The following is a 23,012-nucleotide window of genomic DNA, read 5'->3' as shown; positions in this document are numbered from 1 at the left end:
GCGGGTCTACTTTTTTTGGGCGAAGCGACTTTTCAGGCGCCGCGCTGGCGCTGCCGTATCAAGCCAATGAGGCTCAGCATGCCCACCAAAAGCAGGGCGGCACTGGCCGGCTCCGGCACCGGTGTGAGCAAGAAGATGTGCTGGCTCCACTGGCCGCTGGCGCTGTCGAAATAGTCACCGGCGCCAAGAATCTGGCCGCTTTCATTGATGTCTCTGGCCTGAGTCAGCTTGCCGAAACTCGCACCCGTGTGGCTCACGGTATTCAGATCAATCTCGTTCCAGCCCAGCGCCCCTTGGGTCCACATCATGGCCCGCTCGTCGTAAGGGCCGTAAGAGCCATAGCCGACGATGACATTGGCTTCGTTGATGCCGCCGACCCCGCCGACGTTCATCTGCCAATTGGCTGCCGTGGCACTGACCGGCAATGGCGTGACCGTGCTGCCTTGCCAGACATAGGTCTGGTTCCAGCTATAGCCCGCCGCCTCATAAAAAGCCGCGCCGGCCACCGTGTTTGAGTTGTTGATGGCCGCGCCCGCCGGTCTGAAGCCGGCCCGCTCGGGGATGAAGGTCGTGGCGCCGACGCCGTTTGAATAGCCAGCCTGGAAACTGGCCGTGGGCGAATTGACATTGCTCATCAAGCCCATGCCGGCATCGTTGATGGCGCTGCCTGTGCTCCATTTGTTCAGCTCTGTGATGGCGTAGCCGCCGCTGCCATCCGGTGACCAAATCGCCGCACCGTCCCCGGTGTTGCCGATGACCTGGCCCTTGGCATTGATCTGCCGCACTTCGGAATAGCTATAGCCCGCCCAGTTCGCCAGCTGCGGCAAGTTGGTCCGGCTGCCGGCCTGCCACACAAAGGCCTGCGCCGAGCCCGCATTGCGATCAACGCCGATCACGGCATTGCTGTTATTGATGCCGTACAAGGCAAAGTTATTGGCATTGCCCTGTGCATTGAATAGCTCGGTGACCGTGTAGCCGCCGGCCGTGGGGCTAAGAATGCGGTTGCCGAGTACCACCCAGCCTTGATCGTTCAAGGCCATGGTCTGCACATTTTGGGCCGAGCCGAGGTCGGTGATGGTCCAAGTGACAGCGGCATCCGCCTTGCTGCCCATCAGCGCCAATGCCAAGCCCGCCGTCATCGCCATGGTCGAGTAATGCTTCATCCCAAACCCCTTGCGTCCATTGACAAGAACTCGGCCAAGGCACTGCATAGGTGGCCCCGACCCTTTGTCAATGATGGAGGTTTGCAGCTGGCACCATTTGATTTGGATCAGATGGGCATCAAAGTGGATGGGGACTTGGCTACTGCCAATTCAAGGCTTCAGTCCACGAGAACTAGAACGTGACGAAGGCCTTGGCGTCTTCGGGGCTGAAGTACTTGCGCATGATCTTCAGCAGCGTGCCGTCGCGGCGCATGCCGTCAATGATGGCGCGCCATTTCGCTTGCTCGGCCTCAGGCAGCGACTTCTTGGACATGATCAGCCCGTGCAGCACCGGCGGGTCGCCGAAGTCCAGGGTGCGAGTTAGCTTGCTGAGCGCCGCACGCTCGACCTGCGAGAAGTTGAAGGGCTCGATGATCATGCCCTGGATGCGGTTGCGGGTCATCATCTCCAGCAGTTGCGCGTGGTCGGCCACTTCGTTGATGCGGCCGTTCGCTGCCAAGCGATCCACCAGCTGATTGGCGCGTTCGCTGTAGCGGAAGCTGCGGATCTGCCCCAGATAGAGTTCGGGGCTGCGCTCGAAACCTTCCAGCGTGCTCACCTGCGCGTCCTTGCGCAACAGGAACTGGTATTTGTTGAACAGGTACCAAGCGAAGCCGGCGAACTTCTCCCGCGACTCATTGCTGATGCCCGACATGCTGAAGTCCAGCTCGCCCGATTCGATCCAAACCCAGATGCGTGAGCGCGGCATCACGGTGGTTTCGATAGCGCAGCCGCTGCGCTTGATCAGCTCGTCCGCCACATCCCGGTCGATGCCTTGCTGGGTCGCTTTTGAGTAGAGCAGGCCGTGGTCATGAAAGGCCAAGGTGAAGCGCCGCGAACAACTGGGCAAGTCCGCCGTCGCCCCCGCCGACGCCGCATCTAGCGGCAGCAGGCACAGCCAAACCAGCACAGCGGCTGTGTAGCGAATGGCTGGGCGAGGAAGCGCAAGACGCATGAATTCTCCGTTATGGCTGATGTCGCGCTGCGGCGCGGCGAGCGACTCAAGTCTATGGCACTTGCATCGGCGCGGCGTCCCCTGGCTTGTTAGCGCGGCGCGGTGCTGTTCGGGGCAGGGTACCTGCTGCGCCTTTGCCACAGCGGCACGAAGGTTGACGCCGATCAAATGTGTCCAATCGCCTCGATGGGAGCATGAATTGAAGCCCCACAAAAAGCGAGAAAGCATCTGTGATGAGTCCAGCTCTGATCTCCTGCTCACCAGCCCTAGCCCCAGCCGTTGCCGCCAACGGCTGCACGCAGGCAATGCCGCTAGGCCTAGCGGCGTGCACGCTGCTAAGCGGCCCCATACGCAAAACCGGCGCGCTTTAGCCGGTGTGATTGCCCAGGCCGGGGCGGGCAGGACATCCCGCACCGCGGTCTTCATTTCAACTGTCCAAGCGAGGAAATCATGAAGAGATTGAAATCCGTTGAGCCAACGGAGGACGGCCCACGCCAGTCACTGCTGGAGCGGCCTCGTCGAGGCCTCAGCCTGGTGTTTGCGCTCGCCCTGGCGGGCGTGCTCGGTGCCTGTGGCGGTGGGGGCTCAGGCAGCGCACCCGAGCCGCCGGCACCACCCCCAACGCCACCCGCGCCCAGCACGCCGCTGAGCTGGGATCAGCCCCAGGCCACGTGGGACAACGTGGTGTGGCAATAGGCCTCGCCACCATTTCTTTAGCAAGAACCGACCAATTCAGTACTTCTATTTTTTGAAAGATTGATATGCGCAAGACTTTTATCGCCCTGACCCTCGCCGCCATCGCCACCGCAGCTTCCGCGCAAGTGACGGTGCCCAACACCTTTGTGGCCGGCGCGCCCGCCAAGGCGGCCGATGTCAATGCCAACTTCCAGGCCCTGGCCGCGGCGATCAATAGCCTGAATACCCGTGTGGGCAAGCTCGAAGGAGGAACGATCACCAGCAGCGATTTGGTGGGGAGCTACAGCATGAACGCCATTCAAACAGAGCTGGGTGGCGCAGACATCAACGCAGGAGGCATCAATCCCGGCAGGTATGTCTCCACCTATGTTGCCAAGGGCACGATCAGTTTTGCGGCCGACGGCACCGGCAAGGTGAAGGGTTATGTAGAGACCGGTCACACCGTGCCATTTCACGAAGCTGGCGGGACTCGCACGATTCATAGCGTGTCGGATCCCGAACTCAACTTCAGCTGGAGCTATGTCAACGGTGTGCTTTCGGCCAAAGACAGCAATGGCAATGTGATGATCAACGGATCGGCCACTGTTGCCTTGGGTGGCAAGCTGATCATCATGACCTCCAGCAACCCGAAAGATGGCACCAGCGTGCTCCAGGTCTGGACCCGAAGCAACTGAGCCTAGCAGTTGACTCTGCGCGTCGGCCGATGCATGCAGTGTGCAATTGCACCGCGTCGGCCGGCGCGTCGTCTTGTTCTTGTCACCGAATTTGGGGGGGCGCCCTCTTAGAATTGAAGCGTATATAAAACTCAGAACATCGGGCACCCTGTGTTGGATCGCTGTTTACTCCAGCCAGAGGCTGAATCATCGCCATGCGCCGCCGCGCCTTAAACCTTGCCGCCCTGAGCCTGCTGGGATGCGGAGCGGTCAGCGCTGTTAGTGCGGACGCCAACGAGCGCGTCACGCTGCAGGGCTTCACCGAGCCGCTGCCGCCGCTCAACTATGCCGACGACTCCGGCAAGGCCCAGGGCTTCAGCGTTGACTTGCTGCGCATGATTGCGGCTCAGGCAAAAGTGCCGCTGGAGATTCAAGTCACGCCCTGGGTGCGGGCCACGCAGCTGGCCGCCGGCACCCCCAATAGCATCTTGTTCTCGCTGACCCGTCTGCCGGAGCGCGAAGGTAAATTCAAATGGGTGGGGCCGATCAGTGGCCGGCGCATTCTCTTGTATCGCTTGAGGGATCGCAGCGACCTGCAGGTCAAGGATTTGAAGAGCTTGCAGGGTTTGAAGATCGGCGTCGTGCGCGAGTCCGCCGCTGCCAAGCGCCTGCAAGCCGAAGGCTTGCGGGTCGGCGAGGAGTTGGAGCTCGCGCTGGATGACAGCAGCAATCTGCGCAAATTGCTGGCCGGCCGTATGGACCTGCTGGTGATGCTGGACTGGGCTGCCGCCTGGAACCTGCGCCAACTCAAGCTGGACTACGCCACGCTGCGCCCGGTGCTGGAGTTGGACAACGCTTACGAGTATTGGTACGGCCTGCATCCCGATTGCGACGACGCTTTGGTGCAGCGCCTGCAAGCCGGCTTGAATACGCTGCGCCGCAACGGTCAGTACGACAAGCTGCGTCGCCAGTATTTCAGCTGAGGCCGTGGCTGCGTGTCAGGCCTTGCTCAGTGCGGCGGAGTGTCCGCAGCAGCGTGTTGCTGCAGATAAGCCCGGTGCCCCCAGAACTCGCCAGCCTTTGCCGCCAAGGCCGACCTTGCATGTGCACTGCTGATCAGCCCGCCTGGCGCAGGCCGCAGGCCTCCGGGAAAGCGCCCCATGCCCGCCAGCAGGCAATACCAAGAGGGGCGGATGTACATCAGCGCCTCGCCATGCCGGGTCAGCTCAGCCTCGAAGTCAGCGCCGCAGTCCCACACCTCCAGAATGCTGGCCAGGCGCGCGGAGATCTTGCGGTTGGCACGGTTGGCGCGCCAGTATTCCGTGTCGTCCCGGCTATTGAGTTGGTAGTGGCCCACCACATAGTCGCGCACGCCCTCGAACATTTGCCGGGTGCGGGCATTGAAGCCGGCCTGGCCTGCACGGCCGAAGTGGGCATGTTCCAGCGCGGCAATGAAATGATCGAGCGAGAACTGAATCAGCATCAGGGCCGTGGCCTCCAGCGGTTCGATGAATCCCTGTGACAAGCCGATGGCAAGGCAGTTGTTGCGCCAATGCTCAGAGACTTGGCCCACCCGCATCTTCAGATGCCGCGCCTCGCTGTCTTGCGCCGCAGGGCCTAGGTGTTCGCGCAGTTCTTGCTCGGCTTGTTCGGCGCTGACAAAGGCCGAGGCGTAGACATAGCCATTACCAAACCGATTGGTCAGCGGAATCTGCCAGGCCCAGCCATGGCTCAGGGCGGTGGAGCGGGTTTGTGAGGGGATGTCCTGGCCTTCGTCCAGCGCGGTGGGCATGGCGATGGCGCGGTCATTGAAAAGGTTGTCAGCAAAGGACTCGAAAGGCACGCCCAGGGCCTGGTTGATCAACAAGCCCTGGAAACCGCTGCAATCGATGAATAGGCTGCCCGCCAGAATCTCTCCGCTGCCGTTCAGGCGCAGGCCGCTGATGTCGCCATTCTCTTGACGCAGCACCTCGGCCACCGTGCCGATGCGATGGGTGACGCCCAGTTTGAGCGCATGCGACTTGAGGAACTGGCCCAGCAAGCCAGCGTCGAAGTGATAGGCGTAGTCGGTCGGCGGGCTGGCCCGACCATCGGCGCGCGGCAGATAGAAGGGCGCTTTGCGCTGGCGCGCCAGCTCGGCCGCGATGAAGAAATCCTGCGGGTTCGCATCAGCCGCGCTGCCGCGCCGGCGCAGACAGGCCTGAGTAAAGAAGCGGGTGCCCAGGCTCAGGTCATCGTGATTAAAAAAGGGGTGCACATAGCTCTCGAAGCCTGGCTGGGTGGACCATTGCGGGAACTCGATGCCGCATTTGTACGTGGCATTGCAGGCCGGCATCCATTCGCGCTCGGCCAGGCCCAGGCGGCGGAAGAATTCGCGCAAATAGGGGGTGGAGCCTTCGCCCACGCCGATGGTGGCGATCTCGGTGGACTCGATCAAGGTGACTCGGCAGCCCAGCCCGCCCCACTGCTGCATCAAAAGGTTGGCGCTCATCCAGCCGGCCGTGCCGCCGCCGACGATGATGATGTGCGCGATGGCTGAAGGAGGTGTCATGGCCTGTACGTGCATGCGTGCTGAGCTGATTGCGAGCTAGGGAGCGCGGCTGGGCAAGGCCATGCGCACCTCGAAGCCGCCTTGTGGATGATTGCGAAAGCGCAGAGCGCCGCCATGGTCGGCCACGATGTCGCGCACGATGGACAGGCCCAGACCCAGCCCCTCCTTGCGCAGCTTGGCGCCATGTTCCAGCCGGGTGTAGGGCTGGCCCAGCTTGGCCAGGGCGCTTTCGGGCACGCCGGGGCCGTGGTCGCGCACGGTGAGCAAGACCTGACCCTCTTCCGGGCTGCCGGCTTCGCCTTCGCTCATGCGCAGCTCGGCTCTTCGCTCGGCTTTGTGCTCGGCGCCGGCGCCGTAGAACATGGCGTTGTCCAGCAAATTGCCGAGCGCGCGTTTGAGCGCCAGCGGCTTGCCGAAGACGGTCAGCGGTTTGTCCGTCAGCTCGATGTGCTGGCCGGCCATGCGGGCGTCACGCACCATTTTCTGCAGCACCAGGTCGATGCGCACCGGCACGCGGTTCTCGTGAATGTCGGTGTCCTTAACGATCTGCAAAGCCGTCTTGACCATCATGTCCAGCTCGTCCAAGTCCTCATGGAACTCGTCCTGCACCGCCAGGTCATCCAGCAGCTCGCTGCGCAGGCGCAGCCGGGTGATGGGGGTTCGCAAATCATGCGAGATGGAGGCGAACAGGCGTTCACGGTCGCTGAGGTAGCGGCGGATGCGCTCTTGCATCTCGTTGAAGGCCTGGATCGCATGGCGCACTTCAGACGTGCCGCTGAGTTTGAGCGGCTTGGGCGTGGACTTGTGCCCCATGCGGGCGGCCGCGCGGCTGAGTCCGCGCAGCGGGCGTGTCAGTGCGCGCGCGGCGATCAAGGTCATCAGCAGGGCCAGGCCCAGGGTCAGCAACTGCGGGGCCATGCGCTGCCAGGTGAAGAACTCCAGCTGTTCCAGAAAGTAAGGGTCGGGCAGGGCGCTGGTGAGGTAGAGCCACTGGCCCGGCTCGGTCTCGGCCTGGATCACCAAAAAGGGTGCGGGCCGGTCCGGCGTCAGCAAGGAGGGTTCCACCCAGCTGTCTGGCAGCTCCGACAAAAGCGCGCCGCTGGGCGCCACTTGCAGGCCGACCGGCGAGGCCAGCGTGACCTTCAGCGCGGTGCCTGGCTTGAGTTGGGCACGCAACTCTTGCAGCACGCCTTCTTCCATGCGCCGTGCCAGGTCTTGCCCGGGCAGCGGGGTCACGCGCACTGCAGTGTTGTTGAAGAAAACCAGAAAGCGGGTGCCGCCCATGGTGCGCAATTGCTCGATCAGCAAGGGCCGGTAGGCGGCGGGCAATTCCCGCAGGGCGCGCAAGGCGCCGAGCGCGCCGCTGGCCACATGGTGAGCGGCCAGCTCGGCTTGGTGCTTGGTGCGCTGCTCGATCTGGTTGTACCAAAGCAGATTGATCAAAAGCTGCACCAGTGCCAGGCCGCCCAACATGGCCAGCACGAAGCGGCCTTGCAGGCTGTCGAACAAAAAGGCCAGGAAGCGCTGCGGCCATTTGTGCCAGACATCGCGCCACGAATTGCGCCAGCCACGCCCACCCAGCGTGGCGCTGGCCTCAGAGGGCATGGCCGGTGTCTACCGTAGTGGCAAACACATAACCGGAGCCGCGCACGGTCTTGATCAGCGCCGGCTGTTTGCCATCGTCTTGCAAGCGCTGGCGCAGGCGGCTGACCTGCACGTCGAGCGAGCGGTCCAGCGGCCCGAGGTCGCGGCCGCGGGTGACTTCGGCCAGGCGGCTGCGGTCCAGCACCTCGCCGGGGTGTTCCACCAGCAGCTTGAGCAGTTGGAAGTCCATGCCCGAGAGGGCCGAAGCCACCCCATCCGGGTCGATCAGGCTGCGCTCCAGAATGTCCAGGCAAAAGCCGTTGAAGCGGAAGAAGCGCGGCGGCTGTGGTGCTTGGGGTGGCGGCGCCGTCAGTGCCGTGGGCGGGCGGTCTTGGCCGGAGCGGCGGTGGATGGCCTTGATGCGGGCCAGCAACTCGCGCGGATTGAAGGGCTTGCCGATGTAATCGTCGGCCCCCAGCTCCAGGCCAACAATGCGGTCGGTTTCCTCGGCGCTGGCGGTCAGCATGATGACCGGCACTTCGGAGCGCTTGCGCACTGCTTGGCACAGCGCAAAGCCTTCGGTGTCGGGCAGCATGACGTCCAGAATGCACAGGCTGATTTGGGCTTGGCTGCGCTCGAACTCAGCCAGAAAGCTGGCGCCGTCATGGGCCAGCAAGACCTCGTACTGGTTCTTCTCGAGGTAGGTCTTGAGCAGGGTGCGGATCTTCTGGTCGTCGTCAACGATCAGGATGGTGCGATTGGTCGTCATGGATGGGTTCAGGAAGATTTGTGGCCCAGGGCGCGCAGCAGGCCTTGCAGCTTGCGCTGCGCGGCGGCCGGGCTCTGGCTGGGGTCCAGGGCGAAGCGGTGCACGGTTTCGATGATGGCGTTCTTGCCCACCTCGCCAAAGGCCATGCGGTGCACCAGGCTGGGCACGCGCGGCGTGTTGGGGTTGGCGAAGAGGCGGAACGATTGCTGGGCGCAGAGATCAAGTTCATCCACCGGCACATCGCGCCGCACCGGCACCGAGCCTTTGATGCGGTTGTAGCCCAGCTGCAAAGCGGCGCTGCCCAGCAGCTCGGCCATTTTTTCTTGGCTGGCTTGAACGTTGTTGTTGTTGCTGCCATTGCCGCCGTTGCCACCATTGCCGTCATTGGCCAACATGGCCAGGGTGTCGATGCTGAAAAGATGCGCCTGCGCCGTGCCGGGCACGGCCTTGCAATCAAAGTCACGCCCGCCTTCCAGCCCCAGGGTGCCTAGCTCGCCGCGCGCCCAGTCGCCCATGATCAGCATGGCCGAGCGGCCGGCGGCAAAGTCGGCCACCAGCTCGGTCCAGGGGCGCTCACCCGGCGCGCCGCTGCTGGAGGCGCTGGCGGCTCCGCTGCTGGCGTTGGCATTGGCGGCCAGGCTGCGCCAGGCGCGCAGGCGCGCAAAAGCGCGTTCCAGCGCCGGGTCCGCAAAAGCCTGCGGGTCGCGCTGCACCAGCATGCGCCGGTACAGGGCCGGGCCGGCCTCGCCAAGCAGAAATGCTTCGAACACGGTGGCCACTTGCCAGGGCTCATCGCTGAAGGCCACCGGCGTCACCCCGGCGGCGCGCAGGGCCCGGGCGGCGCGCTGCAGCCCGTCCCAGTCGCTGGGCAGCTCGATCTTGTGCTGGGCGAAGACGGCCTTGTTGAGATAGAGATTGTTGATGCGGTGGATGCCCAGCGGCGCGGCCACAACGTGGTCGCGCACCGTCACCTGTGCCATCACTTGCGGGAACATGGTCTTGGCCCACATGCGCTTTTGCGCCACGCCGTTGAGGTCCAGCAGCAGGCCCAGATCGGCCCATTCACTCATCGACTGGCCGTTGAGCTGCGCCACTTTGGGCGCCATGCGGCGCAGCGTTCGCTCGTTCAGCACCTTGATGGCCGCGCCGCCGCCGCCGCCCGCCACCGCGCCGTCCACCCAGCGCAGGCCCACCTCGGCCATGCGCGCGGCGACGTGGTCGGCGGCAGCGCGTTCGCTGGCCGAGGTCCACCAATGCAGCACATTGAGTTCGCCCGCGCCGTCGCCCGTCGTTGCTGAAGTGGCCGAGCCGGCACTCAAGTTGTTCGTGGGCGCAGCAATGGCCGAGCCCAGGCTCAGCCAGCCAAACGGTAGCAATGCAAGCGTTGTGAGCATGCGCCGCATCTTGCCCCGCGGCCCTGGCCTGCTGGCTTTGTAAAGGTTGGACTTTGGTGAGCTTGTGTAAGACAAAAGAGGGGTCCGCGACGGCTGTTGTGACAATTCTGGGTGGCTGCGCGGCGCACTGGCGATTGGGGGTTTCGCTGCACCGGGCGGCTTGGGCCCCGTCTCTCCCATGAGAGCGGGCGCTGGAGCCTACGTTAAAAAAGGTAACACGAGGCCGGCGCGCCACAGAATGGCAGTTTGCACCCTGCGGTCCTAGGGCTCGGCATCGTCCATGTTCTCAGTTAGGCTGCGCGCACAACAGGCCCGCTCCGGGTCAGGGCGAGGGCCAGGACACCGCCGCGCATGCAGGCAGGTGTCGAGCCCTTGCGCTTCACACGTGCTCCTCGTTCACTGCGAGCCGCCCCTCCCGACCAATGCGGGGCGGCTCGTAGGTTCTTTTCTGGCCGGGGTGGCATGACGAATCAGCCCAAGGCTTGCAACCTGAACTACGCAGCGCGCTGGAGGCCTGACAGTTTGAGTAACTTGAGCAGGGCCGTCACGACGAGCAGGCCCAGCACGATGCCCAGACTGTCGGCGAACAAGTCGGCCCATTCGCAGCTGCGACCCGGATCGAAGTATTGGATGAGTTCAATCGCCCCGCCATAGGCCACCAAGCCCAGGGGCAGCCTCAGCAGGTGCGCCCGTGGCCAGGCCAAGCGGCCGACAAAAGCCAGCGAGCCAAAGGCGAGGAAGTGATTGGCCTTGTCCCAGCCAGTGTCCATGTCTTTGGGCGGAACGGGAGCGAGCGCCAGGAAGCTGATCACGCAGAGCAGCAGCAGGAACAGCCATTGCCAGGGCGCGGGTGCCAGCACACGATTCAGCAAGCGTTGCTGCAAAGGGGCTGGCTGAGACTCTTGAGGCATGGTGTGGGCGTTGGTGGCTGCTTAAAGGCTAAGGTCGAAGGCCCGACCTTGAAGTGCTGCCGGATTCTGCCTCGACTTTGTGAAGGCCCGGCTGCGTGCATGGGGGCCTGGCCCTTGCCGCCAGCAGGCCACCGGCGATCAACCCATCAGCCCATCAACCCATCAACGGACCAGAGGCCGCACGCTGGTAAAACCACCGTCCACCGCGATCACCTGGCCGGTGATGCGCGAGGCGCCATCCGAAAGTAACCAGGCCATGGTCTGCGCCACTTGCTCTGCGGTTTGCACGCCGCCCAAGGGGTATTGTTTGCCAGCACCTTCGCGCATGGCATCGGCGCGCAGCATGCCGGCGGTCAGCGGCGTTTCGGTCATGCCCGGGGCCACGGCATTGATGCGCAGGCCCAGTGGTGCATAGGTGGCAGCCGCGCTGCGGGCCAGGGCTTCGATGCCGCCCTTGGCGGCGGCAATGGCTTCATGGTTGGCCACGCCGATGCGCGCCACCACGCTGGAGGCCAGCACCGCCGCACCCGGCTGCCCGGCGCTGCGCAAGCCTTCCACCCAAGCCTGCAGCATGAATATGGCGCTGTCGAGATTGACGCGCAGCACCTCGCGGATCTGCGCCGGGCTGCTGCGATGCAGGGGCGCGATCAAGGTGCTGCCCACGCAGTGCGCCAGCAAGGTGGGCGGGCCGCCCAATTGGGCGATGCAGGCGGAGATGGCGGCGGCTGCGCCTTCGGGTGTGGTGGTGTCGGCGCAGATGTGGGCATCGGCCTCCAAGTCGGCCAAGGTGGAGCCGTCGCGCCCCACGGCCGCCACGCGGTGGCCGGCAGCGCGCAGCTGCGCCAGCAAGGCGCGGCCGATGCCGCCGCGCGCGCCGGTGATCAAGGCGATGTGGGAGCTTGATGATGAAGAGGGGGGGGTGCTGGTCATGGCGGGCTTTCGTTGGCGGTGGGGGAAGGGGCTGGGCTGGCCGACTTGAAGCTGATCCGAATGGCGACTAAGCCGCTGCGCCAACAGCGCCGCTGCGTATCGCTTCGGCGCGTTCTTGCACGGCTTGCTGGTCGGCTTCGCTGAGCCGGCTCAGGTTCTTCACCTGCAAGGCGGTGCGGGCGTTCTGGCTCAGCAGGGATTGGTGGCGGATCAAAAAGTCCCAGTACAGGGTGGTGTAGGGGCAGGCGCGCTCACCACTGCGCAGCGCGGGGTCGTAGCGGCATTGCGCGCAGGGCCCGCCCATGCCTTGGATGTATTTGCCACTGGCCACATAGGGCTTGCTGGCCATCAGGCCGCCGTCGGCGTACTGGCTCAGGCCCAAGGTGTTGGGCAACTCCACCCATTCGACCGCGTCTACATACACGGCCAGGTACCACTCGTGCACCTGCTGTGGCCGCACACCCAGCAGCAGCGCGAACAGGCCGGTCACCATCAGGCGCTGGATGTGGTGGGCATAGCCATGCGCCAGGGTTTGCGTGATGGCGTCGCGCAGGCAGGCCATATCGGTCCGCCCGGTCCAGTACCAAGCCGGCAGAGGCTGTTGCGCATCCAAGGCATTGCGCTCGGCATAGGCAGGCATCTGTGTCCAGTAAACGCCGCGCACAAACTCGCGCCAGCCCAGGATCTGGCGGATCAGGCCTTCGGCGCTGGCCAGCGGCACCCGGCCGGCGCGGTAGGCGGCTTCCGCCGCTGCCACCACCTCGCGCGCGGCGAGCAGCTTGAGATTGAGCGCCGCCGAGAGTTGTGAGTGATACAGCCAGGGCTCGCCCGGCCACATGGCGTCTTCATAGCGGCCGAACAGCGGCAGGCGTTCCTCGATAAAGCGCTGCAGGGCTTGCAGCGCCTGCTCGCGCGTGACGGCCCAAGCAAAGCTGTCCAGCGTGCCGGGGTGTTCGGCGAAGCGTGTGTTCACCAGTTCGATGACTTCGCGCGTGATCGCATCGGGCTCAAAGGTCGCGCGCGCTGGCAGCAAGCCGGGCCCGGCGGCGCCGAAGGAGGCGCGGTTGTCGGCGTCGAAATTCCACTGCCCGCCGCAGGGCTGGCCCTCGTCCATCAACACGCCGTGGCGCTGGCGCAGTTCGCGGTAGAAATACTCCAGGCGTAGCTGCTTGCGGCCCTTGGCATGGGCGGCGAACTGGCGCACCGTGGTGTAGAAGTGGCGGTCCTCGCGCACTTCCAGCTCAGGCTTGTTGCCTGGTTCCCCATGCGCTGCAGCGGATGGCTCGGCCGCTTGCACACAGGCTTTGATGGCCTGCCAGACGCGCCAGTCCCCCGGTGCCGTCATCAGCACCCGCTGTGGCGCCAAGGTAGCCAGGGCGGCTTGCAACTCGGCGGCCAGGCTGCCGAGATTGCCGGGGTCATCCAACTGCCGGTAGTGCAGCGGGCGGCCCGCTGCCCGCAGGGCTTCGGCGAAATGGCGCATCGCGGAAAGGAAGAGGGCGCTGCGCTGTTTGCTCGACCAGACTTGGGTGGACTCCTCCGCCACCTCGGCCATCCACACCGCGTCTTGGCTGGGGTCGAAGCCGTCGAAGGCGGCGGCGTCCAGGTCGAGTTGGTCGCCCAGCACCAGCACCAGATGGCGCACGCGGCTCATGGCCGGACCCGCGCGGATTCCCCGTTAGGCGCGGCAGTGGCCGCAAGGGCCTTGCTTCTGCGGCAGGCATCGGAGCAGAACTTGACCTCGTCCCAGCTGCGCGCCCAGCGTTTGCGCCAGCTCATGCTGCGGCCACAGGCCATGCAGGGTTTGCTTGGCAGCGCTTGCTTATTGCCTTTGAAAGAGGTGCCGGCGCCGGTGGCCGGCTTCGCGGCCTTCATGCTTGGGTCAACCTGGCCAGCGGGCAGGCAAAAGTGGCGTGGTAGTTCACGCGGGTGTCGCGGCACCAGCTGGCGCGGTGCAGCACAGGCAGATAGCGCATGCCGCGTAATTCAAGGGTTTGCAGCCCGGCGCGTTCGGCCTCGGCGCGCAACTCGCTCGGGCGCACAAAGCGCCGCCACTGATGTGTGCCGCGCGGCAGCACGCGCAAGAGGTATTCCGCGCCGACGATGGCGAAGAGAAAACTCTTCCAGCTGCGGTCAATGGTGGACGCCATCAGCAAGCCGCCGGGTGCAACCCGCTGCGCCACGCTGGCCATGAAGGCCGGCACATCTTCGACATGCTCGACGACTTCCAGCGCCAGCACGAGGTCGAATCGCTCTTGCGGCCGCAGCACTTGGCTCACTTCGCCCAGCCTGTATTCAAGTCGATCCTCGAGCCTGAGCCCAGCGGCATGGCGCTGCGCTGCCGCCACATTTCCGGGTGAGGCGTCCACGCCCACGACCTGGGCGCCGCGCTTGGCCAGCGGCTCGGCCATCAAGCCGCCACCGCAACCCACATCAAGGATACGCAGGCCGGCGAGCGAGCCGCCGGGCGCCAGCTTGAAGTGGGCCTCCAAACGTGCCAGCACCAGTTGTAGCCGCAGGGCGTTGACGACGTGCAGCGGCCGCATCGGCCCAATCGGGTTCCACCAGCTGGCGCTGAGGCGGTTAAAACGTTCAATCTCGGAGGCGATGGCGCTCATGCGTGTGCTTGCCGGTCATGGGGCAGTGGGGTCTGGCTGCTTGCGTTGATGGCCGCCGCCAAGGCGCGGGCTGAAGCCCAAGCGCCTTCAACGCCGGCGCCGCCCAGGGCATCGCCGCAGGCGCCAAGGCCGATGGCGGCATCCCAGCGGTGGGTGGTGGTGGAGATACTAGAAGCCGCAGCGCGCGGCACCGAGGCATAACGCCAACGGTGCACGGTGCTGTAGTGCCAATGGGGTTGGCGGCCTAGCTGTTGAGCCAGCGCTTGCTTGAGGGCGGCTTCCACCTCGGCGGCCGGCGCTTCGAGATGAGTTTGGCTCCAGTCCACCGTGGCGTGCGCGACCCAGTGGGTCAGGCTGGGCTGCTGCTTGCGCCCGGGCTTGGCATCGTCGCGAATCACCCAGGCCAGCGGCCCGCTGCTGGGCCAGGCCAGGTCCCAGGCTTGGGCTTCGGCGGAAGCTGCTTCATCGGTGACGGCCATCAAGGCCCAGCCGGGCAGCATCTTTTGAGCCTGCGCTTGTTGGGCCCAAGCGGCTTGGTGGTCTTGCAGCAAGGCGGCGGCCTGCGCGGGCGGAATCGCCACCACCACGGCCGCGAAGCCTTGGTCCACCGTGATGCCGCCGCTCTCCAGGCGCCAGCCGCTTTCGTCGCGGCGCAGCGCATCAATGGCGCAGCAGGTGCGTACCGGCAGGCCCGCCAGCAAGCTGCGGCACAGGGCCGGCATATCGGGTGTGGGCGTCCACAGGTCAGGGCTGCCCAGCGGCAGGTAGCTGCTGGGCGCCATGCGCGGCGTCCAGCGGGCCAGCAGCCCATCGCCTGCGGCCTGGGCGACAAAGCTGGCGAAGTCGGCCGAGTGCGCGCTGAAGCAGGGCGCGCCGTGATCAAAACTGGCGGGGTGCGTGCTGCCGTTGGCATCAGTCCAATCGAGCCGGCGCGTGCTCATGCGGCCGCCCACGCCGCGCGATTTGTCGAATACCTGCACCGCCCATCCGGCGCTGGCCAGCAATTGGGCGCAGCTGGCGCCCGCCATGCCGGCGCCGATGATGGCGATGCGAGGTGCGGAATTGGTCCTCATGTCGCTACCCTCACTTGGGCTGGCGCCAAGCGCGCCGAATGAATAGAAAGCCCCGATAAGCCGGTTCCAGCAGCTTGAGCGCGAACGCAGAGCCCAGCAGCCGACCCAGCCATGCCCAGCGCGGCAGCGTCTGCCACAGGGTGGTGAAGGCTTGCGCGCCGCTGACTAGGCGGCCGTCCGGGTGGCGCCAATGCAGGCGGGCCATGGCGGCTTCGCGGCTCAAGCCCGGGCCCAACTCGCTCGGCGCGCAGCGCGTCACATCCAGCCACTGGATGTGCTCGGCGCCAGGCTGGCTGCGGTACATCGCCACCTCGCGGGAGCAGACCGGGCAGGCGCCATCGAAGTACAGGGTCGGAAGCGGTGCGGCGGCGGGCGTTTTCATGGGTGGATGATAAAACAAATCAACTCATGATGAACTCGAAGGTCTTTTTGTGTCGATCTTTCGCTCATAATAAAACTCAAAACCAACTCAAGCGAATGATGATGCGCAAATCAATGCCGCCGCCGAATGAACCTTCCGAGGGGCTGATTGAAGAGGCCGCGCCGGCCTTTCGCAGCAGTGCGGTCGCGCGCATGGCGCAGATGCCGGTGGCCACCCTGCGCATATGGGAGCAGCGCTATCAGGCAGTGCGCCCCGGCACGGCGCCTTCTGGCCACCGGCTTTACAGCGCGGCCGATGTGCAGCGGGTGATGCTGCTGCGCCAGTTGACTGATCAGGGCCATGCCATTGGCGCGACGGCTGGCTTGTCCACGGCGCAGCTGCAGGCTTTGGCGGCACACCAAAGCAGTCCCGCAGCGGGCAGGGGCAAAGGCAAGCCGGCACGGCCGAGTGCTGCCGCCTTGCGCGTGGTGGTGGTGGGCCATGCCCTGGCCGCGCGTTTGCAGCGCCCGGCCGTGGCGCAAAGCCTGGGCCAGCCGCTCAGGCTGCTGGCGGTGTTTGAGAGTTTGGATGAAGCCGCTGCCCACGCGCCCGAGGTGGCTTGCGACTTGCTGATCTGCCATTGGCCCGCATTGCCGGCCGAAGTGTTGCCGGCCATCAAGCTGGCGCAGCAAGTCTGCCCAGCGGCTCGCTTCGCCGTGGTCTACCGCTTTGCCGGCGCCGCCGCCAAGCGGGCCTTGGCCGAAGCCGGCGCCGCGCTTTTGCGCGAGCCGCCCGAGGATGAGGATCTCGGTCAATGGCTCGGTGCGCTGCAGGCAAGCATTGAAGCCAAGTCTGCCGGCCTGGCGCCGACGCTTGTGCCAGCGATCGCAGCCAAGGCGCTGTTGGCCGATGGCGTTAGCGCACCGCCGCGCCGCTTTGACGATGCGGCGCTGACGGCCATTGCGGGCTTGTCGCCCACGCTGGCCTGCGAATGCCCGCGCCACATCGCCGAGTTGCTGATGCAACTCTCCAGCTTTGAGGCCTACAGCGCCGCCTGCATCAACCGCAGCCCGGCTGATGCCGAACTGCACGCTTATCTGCAGCGCGTGGCTGGTGCATCACGGGCGATGTTCGAGGCTGCGATGGTGACACTTGCCGAGCACGAGGGCTTGAGCCTGCCCTGAGTGGCCTCCGCTTCCCGGATTCGACCTCGCCCTAGTCTGGAACCTTGACGCCCCAAAGCCGCCCCAACTCCCTCAGCGCGCCGGAGTTGTGCAGCGACTCCAACCCAAGGTCAAAAGCCTGCCGCAACTCCTCGCCCTGTGCATTGCGGGGGTAGGCGAAGTGCCCGGCTTGCACCGCGATCGGCGGCTGCAGAACGAGCATTTGCTGCGTCAGACCCATCGCCTGCAGCACCGGTTCGGTATTGCGCTCATTGCTAGCCAGCAGTTCGATGCGACCGCGTTGCAACATGCGCAAGCCGGTGGCCACATCGCCTGGGTGGCTGAGCTTGAGCTTGCTGCGGGCTTGCTCAATGGCCGGGCCGTAGGCCCAGCCCACGACCAGTCCCACCGAATGGCCACTCAGTTCGTTCGGGTCGCCGCGCCAAAGCCCGGCATTGCCTGGCAAGGCATAGAACACCAGCGCGTCTTCATAAAAACCGCGCTTGGAAAAAAGGAAGCGCGCCTCTCGTTCTGGCGTGCGATAGGGCCCAATCAAAATGTCCGCCTGCCCTTGCTCCACCATCATCTGCGCACGCGCCCACGGCACGCTTTCAAAGCGCAATCGCTGCCCCTGCAAGGCGGCGGCCCGGTTCAGTAGATCAACGGCCAAGCCGGTCGCCTGCCCCTTGGCATCCAACTCGAAAACGCGAGGGAAATGGGTGCCCACGGCCAGCAGGTCCCGCCCAACTGCCGGCCCCCAGAGCAGCGCGCAAAGCAGCAGAACCGGCAGTCGGTAAAAGATGTGCATGGGTGGGCAGGAGTGGGCAAGCCAGATTGATTATGCGACCCAAATCCGGCGGTCCTGCGCCTCCGCTGCGGGTGGTGCGAAGCCCAGAAACGACAAAGCCCAGTTTGCGCGAACTGGGCTTTGTGCTTTCTTTGTCGGTGCCGGAGAGGTGAACTCAGGCACCAAAATATCTCCGCCAAATTGTTGGAGTTATTGGCGTGGCTGATGTGGTGGTAATTGCTGTCTCCACGGAAACCACCCCAGGGGCTGGCAAGCTGGCCTACCCAGGACTAGCGCCGCTCTAGTTCCTCTTCTGCGCTTGGGCCCGTTTGTCCCAGCTCTCCAGCAGGAACAATGCAACCGTGTGAGCAGCATGCACTGCAAGGCGCGAATGCCTTGGTTCTAGGTTGTACTGCTTTGGGCCTGCCCCGTGGGCGCTACTGGCATGGGTTCTGAACGCACCAAGACCTTGAACGACCTGAATCATGCCCGTCAACACAATTCGCAGGTCGTCATCAGCAATTTGAGACGGATCGAACCCTAGGTCTTTTCGCACCACCCCCCAAAGCTCCCCGAGGACTTGCTTTGCTGGCATTGGAAGACCCATGTCCTCAATGTAGTGCTTGCAGATGGATTCAAGGATGTTGGCTGCGGCAGACACAGCCTCTCTCGGCTCTTTTTCTGCCTTGCCGGATGCCCTCTCAAATTCGTCTGATATGGCGCGGATGTCCCTGCCCTTGATGAAGCTAGCGAGGGTTCTTGTCGGAGCGGCCAGTGCACCTGAAATTTGCCCACCTGGAAGGTAGTGAAGGCCAGCCTCTCCCAAGGCCTTGGTCACCTTCGCCCGAAATTGGATCAACTCCGCATATCCCCAGTCTGACTCACCGGCTGGTTTGTCCATGTAGCCTTCAATTAGGCGGCCAAGAACCGTGAGCGGCTCTAACTCAGGATTTTTGTTGACAGCTCGTAGCCATGCCAAAGCCTTTACTGCCTTACTTCCCGGAGGTGGCTCCTCATCACAACCTGCGTAAATGAAAAGGGAGTCAAGCGAGGCGTGGGTCTCTGTAGTGGACGCGTACTCTGCAATAACGGCTAGGGCGGCCTGAGGGATTGTCTTCTTCATAGGTGAAAGCCGGTCGCAATTCTGAGACCTTCCCGACATTGGGATATCTCGCTGTTGCCCCAGGGCTTGCAGCATAACGCACCACTTACTGGGTAGGCCTTTCACAGCATTCCGGCCCTCTATCTGCTGGGCATAGTTCGACCGTCCGCCAGAGTAGGCGACCCATTTAGCCGTCATTGGCAGGCAGTCGTCTAGACCTCGTACGACAGCACCCTGGCCCGCCACTGTGCGGGCTTTGTTGTTTCTGGCTGGTGCCGCTGACCGGCTATACGGTGCGAAACCCATTACCGCAGTCTGAAAAAAGGTCTGTAAGAACCCCAGAAACAACAAAGCCCAGTTCTTGCGAACTGGGCTTGTGTTTTTTTGTATTGGTGCCGGAGAGATGAATCGAACACCCGACCTTCTCATTACGAATGAGCTGCTCTACCGACTGAGCTACACCGGCATCAAGCCCAAAATTCTAGCAGAGAAATATTGGGCTTTCGTTTGGGCTCTGGCTTATTTGCCGGCTTCCAGGTGATAGCGGGTGACCTGCTCGACTTCATTCTTGGAGCCCAGAACGACGGACACGCGCTCATGCAGCTGACTGGGTTGCAGGTCCAGAATGCGCTGGCGGGCGTTGGTGGCGGCGCCACCGGCTTGCTCGACCAGGAAGGCCATGGGGTTGGCTTCGTACATCAGGCGCAGCTTGCCGGCCTTGTTGGGTTCGCGCTTGTCCCAGGGGTACATGAAGACGCCGCCGCGGGTCAAGATGCGATGCACATCGGCCACCATGGAGGCGATCCAGCGCATATTGAAGTCCTTGCCGCGGACGCCAGTGCTGCCTTCCAAGCATTCGTCGATATAGCGCTTCATCGGGGCATCCCAGTGGCGCATATTCGACATATTGATGGCGAACTCTTTGGTGTCTTCGGGGATCTTGACGTCATCTTCGGTCAAGACAAAAGAGCCTTGCTCGCGGTCCAGGGTGAACATCACCACGCCGTCGCCCACGGTCAGCACCAGGGTGGTTTGCGGGCCGTAGACGCAGTAGCCGGCAGCGGCTTGTTGATTGCCGGGCTGCAGGAAGTCGGCCTCGCAGACGCCGGCCGAGCCTTCGGGCTTTTTTAGCACCGAGAAGATGGTGCCGATGCTGACGTTGACGTCGATATTCGACGAGCCGTCCAGCGGGTCGAACATCAAGAGGTATTCGCCCTGCGGGAAGCGGTTGGGCACCACATAGATGCCTTCCATTTCCTCGGAGGCCATGGCCGCCAGGTGACCGCCCCATTCATTGGCTTCGATCAGCACCTCGTTGGCGATGATGTCGAGCTTTTTCTGAACTTCGCCCTGCACGTTCTCGCTGCCGGCGGTGCCCAGCACCTCGCCCAGAGCGCCCTTGTTGACGCTGATGGCAATGCGCTTGCAGGCGCGTGCCACCACTTCAATCAACAAACGCAGTTCTTGCGGGATGTGGCCATGCTGGCGCTGCTGTTCGATCAGGTATTGGGTTAGGCTGATGCGTCGGGTCATGATGTTAGGCCGTTGGAGTTTGATCGGGAGCCGAAGCCAGGGCGCGGCTGATGACTTCGCGCACATTGACCGACAAGTCGGCCTTGGCGGCCACGCGCTGGATGGCCAGCAGGGCGGCGCTGCGGTAAGGCTCGGCCAGCACATTCCAGCGGTCCATCACGCGGGCCAGGCGGCTGGCGATTTGTGGGTTGATGGCGTCCAGCGCCAAGACCTGTTCGGCCCAGAACACATAACCCGCGGCATCAGCGCGGTGGAAGGCGGCTGGGTTGAACATGCACAGCGAGAAGATCAAGCTGCGTGCGCGGTTGGGGTTCTTCAGCGTGAAGTCGGGGTGCTGCAGCAGCTGGCGCACGCGGGCGAAGGTGCGGCCATCGCGCTCCGGGGTGCGGCCTTGCAGGGCGAACCACTTGTCGATCACCAGGGGGTCTTTGCTGAACAGCTCGTGGAAGCGGGCCAGCGCGGGCTCGGCCAGCTCGGCATGGGCGCCGACCAGGGCCGACAGGGCACCCAGGCGGTCGGTCATATTGCCGGCGTCCTTGAAGCGCTGGTAGGCGCGGCCGGGCCAGACGGTGTCTTGGCTAGCTTGCGCGTCCAGCACCAGCATGCTCAGGGCCAAATTGGCCAGGGCGCGCTTGCCACTCGACACGGGGTCGGGCGTGTAGCCGCCCTTGATCTGGTTGGCTTCGAACGCGGCCACCCAGTCTTCGCGCAGGGCGGCGGCCAGTTGCACCTGGGCGGCGTCCACAGCGGCGTGGATGGCTTGCGGATCCACCACGTCCAGCTGCTCGGCCACATAGGCTTCGCCCGGCAGTGTGAGGGTGATTTCCTTGAAGGCGGCGTCCAGCTCGGGGTGGCGCAGCACGGCGCGCACGGCGTCGAGGTAGGCGCTGTCCAGCTGCAGCGGCGTGCCGCTGCGTACTGCCGCCAGGATGCGGTTCAGCGCCAGGCGTTGGCCGGCTTCCCAGCGGTTGAAGGCGTCCACATCGTGCTGCAGCAGCACCAGCAGCTCGGCGTCGCTCAGGCCATCGTCCAGCACCACCGGGGCGGAGAAACCGCGCAGCAGTGAGGGCACAGGGGCGCTGGCCACATTGACGAAAACGAAGGTCTGCTGCGCTTCTTCCAGCACCAGCACCTGCTCGTTCAGCACCTCGGCCGAGCCTTGCAGTTGCAGGGGCAATACCTGACCCTCTTGGCTCAGCAGGCCCAGTGCCGCCGGGATCACCTGGGGCAGCTTGTGCTCTTGGCCTGGGGTGGCGGGGTTGTGTTGCGTCAGCGTCAGGGTGTAGGTCTGCGCGGCGGCGTCATACACGCCACGGGCTTGCAGGCGCGGCGTGCCGGCTTGCGAGTACCAGCGCTTGAAGGCGTCCAGGCGGGTGCTCAGGGCCGAGCCGGGGTTGGCGTCGGCAATCGCGGCCGCAAAGTCATCGCAGGTCACTGCCTGGCCGTCATGACGCTCGAAGTACAAGCTCATGCCCTTCTCGAAGCCGGCGCGGCCGACCAGGGTCTGGTACATGCGCACGACTTCCGAGCCCTTGTCGTAGACAGTGGCGGTGTAGAAGTTGTTGATTTCGGAATAGCTGTCCGGGCGCACCGGGTGAGCCATGGCGCCCGAGTCCTCGGGGAACTGGGCGGCGCGCAGCTGGCGCACATCGGCAATGCGGCAGACGGCGCGGGCGCTGGGGCTACCGGCCATGTCCATGCTGAACTCTTGGTCGCGGAAGACGGTCAGGCCTTCCTTGAGCGAGAGCTGGAACCAGTCGCGGCAGGTGACGCGGTTGCCGGTCCAGTTGTGGAAGTATTCGTGCGCAACGATGGACTCGATGCGGTTGAAGTCGGTGTCGGTGGCCGTGGCGGCAGAAGCCAGCAGGGCCGAGGTGTTGAAGATGTTGAGGCCCTTGTTCTCCATCGCGCCCATATTGAAGTCGGACACGCCGACGACCATGAAGCGCTCCAGATCCAGCGGCAGCTTGAAGCGCGCTTCGTCCCAGACGATGGAGGCGATCAGCGAGTTCATCGCGTGCTCGGTCTTCTCCAGGTCGCCGCGGCGCACAAACACCTGCAGCAGGTGGTCCTTACCGGCGCGGGTGCGGATGCGCTGCTCGCGTGCCACCAAGTCGCCCGCCACCAGGGCGAACAAATAGCTGGGCTTGGGGAAGGGGTCATGCCATTTGGCGAAGTGACGCGTGGCGTCCAGGTCACCCGACTCCAGCAAATTGCCATTGCTCAGCAGCACCGGATACTTGGCCTTGTCGGCGCGCAGCGTCACGGTGTAGACGGCCATCACATCGGGGCGGTCCAGGAAGTAGGTGATGCGGCGGAAGCCTTCGGCCTCGCACTGCGTGAAGAAGCTGCCACCCGAGGTGTAGAGGCCGTTGAGCGTGGTGTTCTTCTCGGGCGCGCAGGTGTTGCGCAGCTCCAGCGTGAAGTCGGCGTCGGGCGCGTTGTCGATGATCAGCTCATGGCCTTCCTGGCGGAAGGACACGCTCTCGCCGTTGATCAAACAGCGCAGCAGGTTCAGCTCTTCGCCGTGCAGGCGCAGGGCGCCGTGGGCGACGTCCTTGTTGCGCTCGATCTGCATCTTGGCCGTGACCAGGGTCTTGGCCGGGTCCAGATCAAAGCTCAGGTCAACGGTGCGAATCCAGAACGCGGGGGCTTGATAGTCTTCGCGGCGAATCAGGGTGGCATTGCCTTCACGCATGGCGGGCATCCTCGGGGTGTGAAAAAAAGGCG

The 23,012-nt window shown here is 64.3% G+C and carries 21 protein-coding genes and 1 tRNA gene; 4 read left to right on the top strand and 18 right to left on the bottom strand.

Features of this window, described 5'->3' with window-relative positions:
- Positions 1–32 precede the first annotated feature (32 nt).
- Both AABB87_RS19425 and AABB87_RS19420 read right to left on the bottom strand, forming a co-directional pair.
- Positions 33–1,163 (bottom strand): PEP-CTERM sorting domain-containing protein, encoded by a 1,131-nt coding sequence (locus AABB87_RS19425; RefSeq protein WP_341972936.1) that lies wholly within the window; start codon positions 1,161–1,163, stop codon positions 33–35.
- A 172-nt stretch (positions 1,164–1,335) separates the two neighbouring features.
- Positions 1,336–2,157: a substrate-binding periplasmic protein gene (locus tag AABB87_RS19420; protein WP_341972935.1), complete on the bottom strand. Its 822-nt coding sequence runs from the start codon at positions 2,155–2,157 to the stop codon at positions 1,336–1,338.
- A gap of 450 nt (positions 2,158–2,607) precedes the next feature.
- Between AABB87_RS19420 and AABB87_RS19415 the strand changes: the two genes are divergently transcribed.
- From AABB87_RS19415 to AABB87_RS19405, 3 genes are all read left to right on the top strand, one after another.
- A complete protein-coding gene (locus AABB87_RS19415) occupies positions 2,608–2,853 on the top strand; it encodes a hypothetical protein (protein WP_341972934.1) in 246 nt (81 codons plus the stop codon).
- Positions 2,854–2,918: 65 nt separating this feature from the next.
- The gene (locus tag AABB87_RS19410) at positions 2,919–3,527 is read left to right on the top strand and encodes a hypothetical protein (protein ID WP_341972933.1); all 609 of its coding nucleotides are present in this window, start codon (positions 2,919–2,921) and stop codon (positions 3,525–3,527) included.
- 194 nt (positions 3,528–3,721) lie between these two features.
- On the top strand, positions 3,722–4,489 hold the full coding sequence (locus AABB87_RS19405) for a substrate-binding periplasmic protein (RefSeq protein WP_341972932.1): 768 nt from the start codon (positions 3,722–3,724) through the stop codon (positions 4,487–4,489).
- A gap of 26 nt (positions 4,490–4,515) precedes the next feature.
- Here AABB87_RS19405 and AABB87_RS19400 read toward each other — a convergent pair whose 3' ends face one another.
- The 11 genes from AABB87_RS19400 to AABB87_RS19350 form a co-directional block, all read right to left on the bottom strand.
- Positions 4,516–6,057, bottom strand: a complete 1,542-nt coding sequence (locus AABB87_RS19400; RefSeq protein WP_341972931.1) for a tryptophan halogenase family protein — start codon at positions 6,055–6,057, stop codon at positions 4,516–4,518.
- Between the two features lie 36 nt (positions 6,058–6,093).
- Positions 6,094–7,662 (bottom strand): ATP-binding protein, encoded by a 1,569-nt coding sequence (locus tag AABB87_RS19395; RefSeq protein WP_341972930.1) that lies wholly within the window; start codon positions 7,660–7,662, stop codon positions 6,094–6,096.
- Complete coding sequence (locus AABB87_RS19390; RefSeq protein ID WP_341972928.1) at positions 7,652–8,410, bottom strand: response regulator transcription factor; 759 nt, start codon at positions 8,408–8,410, stop codon at positions 7,652–7,654. Before AABB87_RS19390 ends, AABB87_RS19395 begins: the two co-directional genes overlap by 11 nt.
- Positions 8,411–8,418: 8 nt before the next feature.
- A complete protein-coding gene (locus AABB87_RS19385) occupies positions 8,419–9,804 on the bottom strand; it encodes an extracellular solute-binding protein (protein ID WP_341972927.1) in 1,386 nt (461 codons plus the stop codon).
- Between the two features lie 494 nt (positions 9,805–10,298).
- Positions 10,299–10,715 carry a VanZ family protein gene (locus AABB87_RS19380; protein ID WP_341972926.1) on the bottom strand — a complete coding sequence of 139 codons (417 nt, stop codon included), beginning with the start codon at positions 10,713–10,715 and terminating at the stop codon, positions 10,299–10,301.
- A gap of 162 nt (positions 10,716–10,877) precedes the next feature.
- Positions 10,878–11,645 carry an SDR family NAD(P)-dependent oxidoreductase gene (locus AABB87_RS19375; RefSeq protein WP_341972925.1) on the bottom strand — a complete coding sequence of 256 codons (768 nt, stop codon included), beginning with the start codon at positions 11,643–11,645 and terminating at the stop codon, positions 10,878–10,880.
- 67 nt (positions 11,646–11,712) lie between these two features.
- On the bottom strand, positions 11,713–13,299 hold the full coding sequence (locus AABB87_RS19370) for a cryptochrome/photolyase family protein (protein WP_341972924.1): 1,587 nt from the start codon (positions 13,297–13,299) through the stop codon (positions 11,713–11,715).
- The gene (locus AABB87_RS19365) at positions 13,296–13,424 is read right to left on the bottom strand and encodes a DUF2256 domain-containing protein (protein ID WP_341973011.1); all 129 of its coding nucleotides are present in this window, start codon (positions 13,422–13,424) and stop codon (positions 13,296–13,298) included. The genes AABB87_RS19370 and AABB87_RS19365 overlap by 4 nt, the downstream gene beginning before the upstream one ends.
- Positions 13,425–13,516: 92 nt before the next feature.
- A complete protein-coding gene (gene ubiG, locus AABB87_RS19360; protein ID WP_341972923.1) occupies positions 13,517–14,263 on the bottom strand; it encodes a bifunctional 2-polyprenyl-6-hydroxyphenol methylase/3-demethylubiquinol 3-O-methyltransferase UbiG in 747 nt (248 codons plus the stop codon).
- Positions 14,260–15,336, bottom strand: coding sequence for an NAD(P)/FAD-dependent oxidoreductase (locus AABB87_RS19355; RefSeq protein ID WP_341972921.1), 1,077 nt, complete (start codon positions 15,334–15,336; stop codon positions 14,260–14,262). Before AABB87_RS19355 ends, ubiG begins: the two co-directional genes overlap by 4 nt.
- Positions 15,337–15,346: 10 nt before the next feature.
- On the bottom strand, positions 15,347–15,718 hold the full coding sequence (locus AABB87_RS19350) for a thiol-disulfide oxidoreductase DCC family protein (protein WP_341972920.1): 372 nt from the start codon (positions 15,716–15,718) through the stop codon (positions 15,347–15,349).
- 95 nt (positions 15,719–15,813) lie between these two features.
- Here AABB87_RS19350 and AABB87_RS19345 point away from each other — a divergent pair, with 95 nt between their 5' ends.
- A complete protein-coding gene (locus AABB87_RS19345; RefSeq protein WP_341972918.1) occupies positions 15,814–16,881 on the top strand; it encodes a MerR family transcriptional regulator in 1,068 nt (355 codons plus the stop codon).
- Between the two features lie 31 nt (positions 16,882–16,912).
- Here the strand turns inward: AABB87_RS19345 and AABB87_RS19340 are convergent, their stop codons facing one another.
- The 5 genes from AABB87_RS19340 to pepN all read right to left on the bottom strand — a co-directional run bounded on the left by AABB87_RS19340 (position 16,913) and on the right by pepN (position 22,980).
- A complete protein-coding gene (locus AABB87_RS19340; protein ID WP_341972916.1) occupies positions 16,913–17,668 on the bottom strand; it encodes a substrate-binding periplasmic protein in 756 nt (251 codons plus the stop codon).
- Positions 17,669–17,948: 280 nt separating this feature from the next.
- Positions 17,949–18,770, bottom strand: a complete 822-nt coding sequence (locus tag AABB87_RS19335) for an abortive infection family protein (RefSeq protein WP_341972915.1) — start codon at positions 18,768–18,770, stop codon at positions 17,949–17,951.
- A 369-nt stretch (positions 18,771–19,139) separates the two neighbouring features.
- A tRNA-Thr gene (locus AABB87_RS19330) sits at positions 19,140–19,215 on the bottom strand.
- Positions 19,216–19,268: 53 nt separating this feature from the next.
- Positions 19,269–20,282: a class 1 fructose-bisphosphatase gene (locus AABB87_RS19325; protein WP_341972914.1), complete on the bottom strand. Its 1,014-nt coding sequence runs from the start codon at positions 20,280–20,282 to the stop codon at positions 19,269–19,271.
- Between the two features lie 4 nt (positions 20,283–20,286).
- On the bottom strand, positions 20,287–22,980 hold the full coding sequence (gene pepN / locus AABB87_RS19320; RefSeq protein WP_341972913.1) for an aminopeptidase N: 2,694 nt from the start codon (positions 22,978–22,980) through the stop codon (positions 20,287–20,289).
- Between the last annotated feature and the right edge of the window lie 32 nt (positions 22,981–23,012).

Origin of the sequence: Roseateles sp. PN1 (assembly GCF_038419725.1) — a bacterium.
In the GTDB taxonomy this organism is placed as follows: domain Bacteria; phylum Pseudomonadota; class Gammaproteobacteria; order Burkholderiales; family Burkholderiaceae_C; genus Paucibacter_A.
Note: the sequence above shows the minus strand (reverse complement) of the source record. Positions and strands in the feature narration are given on the sequence as shown.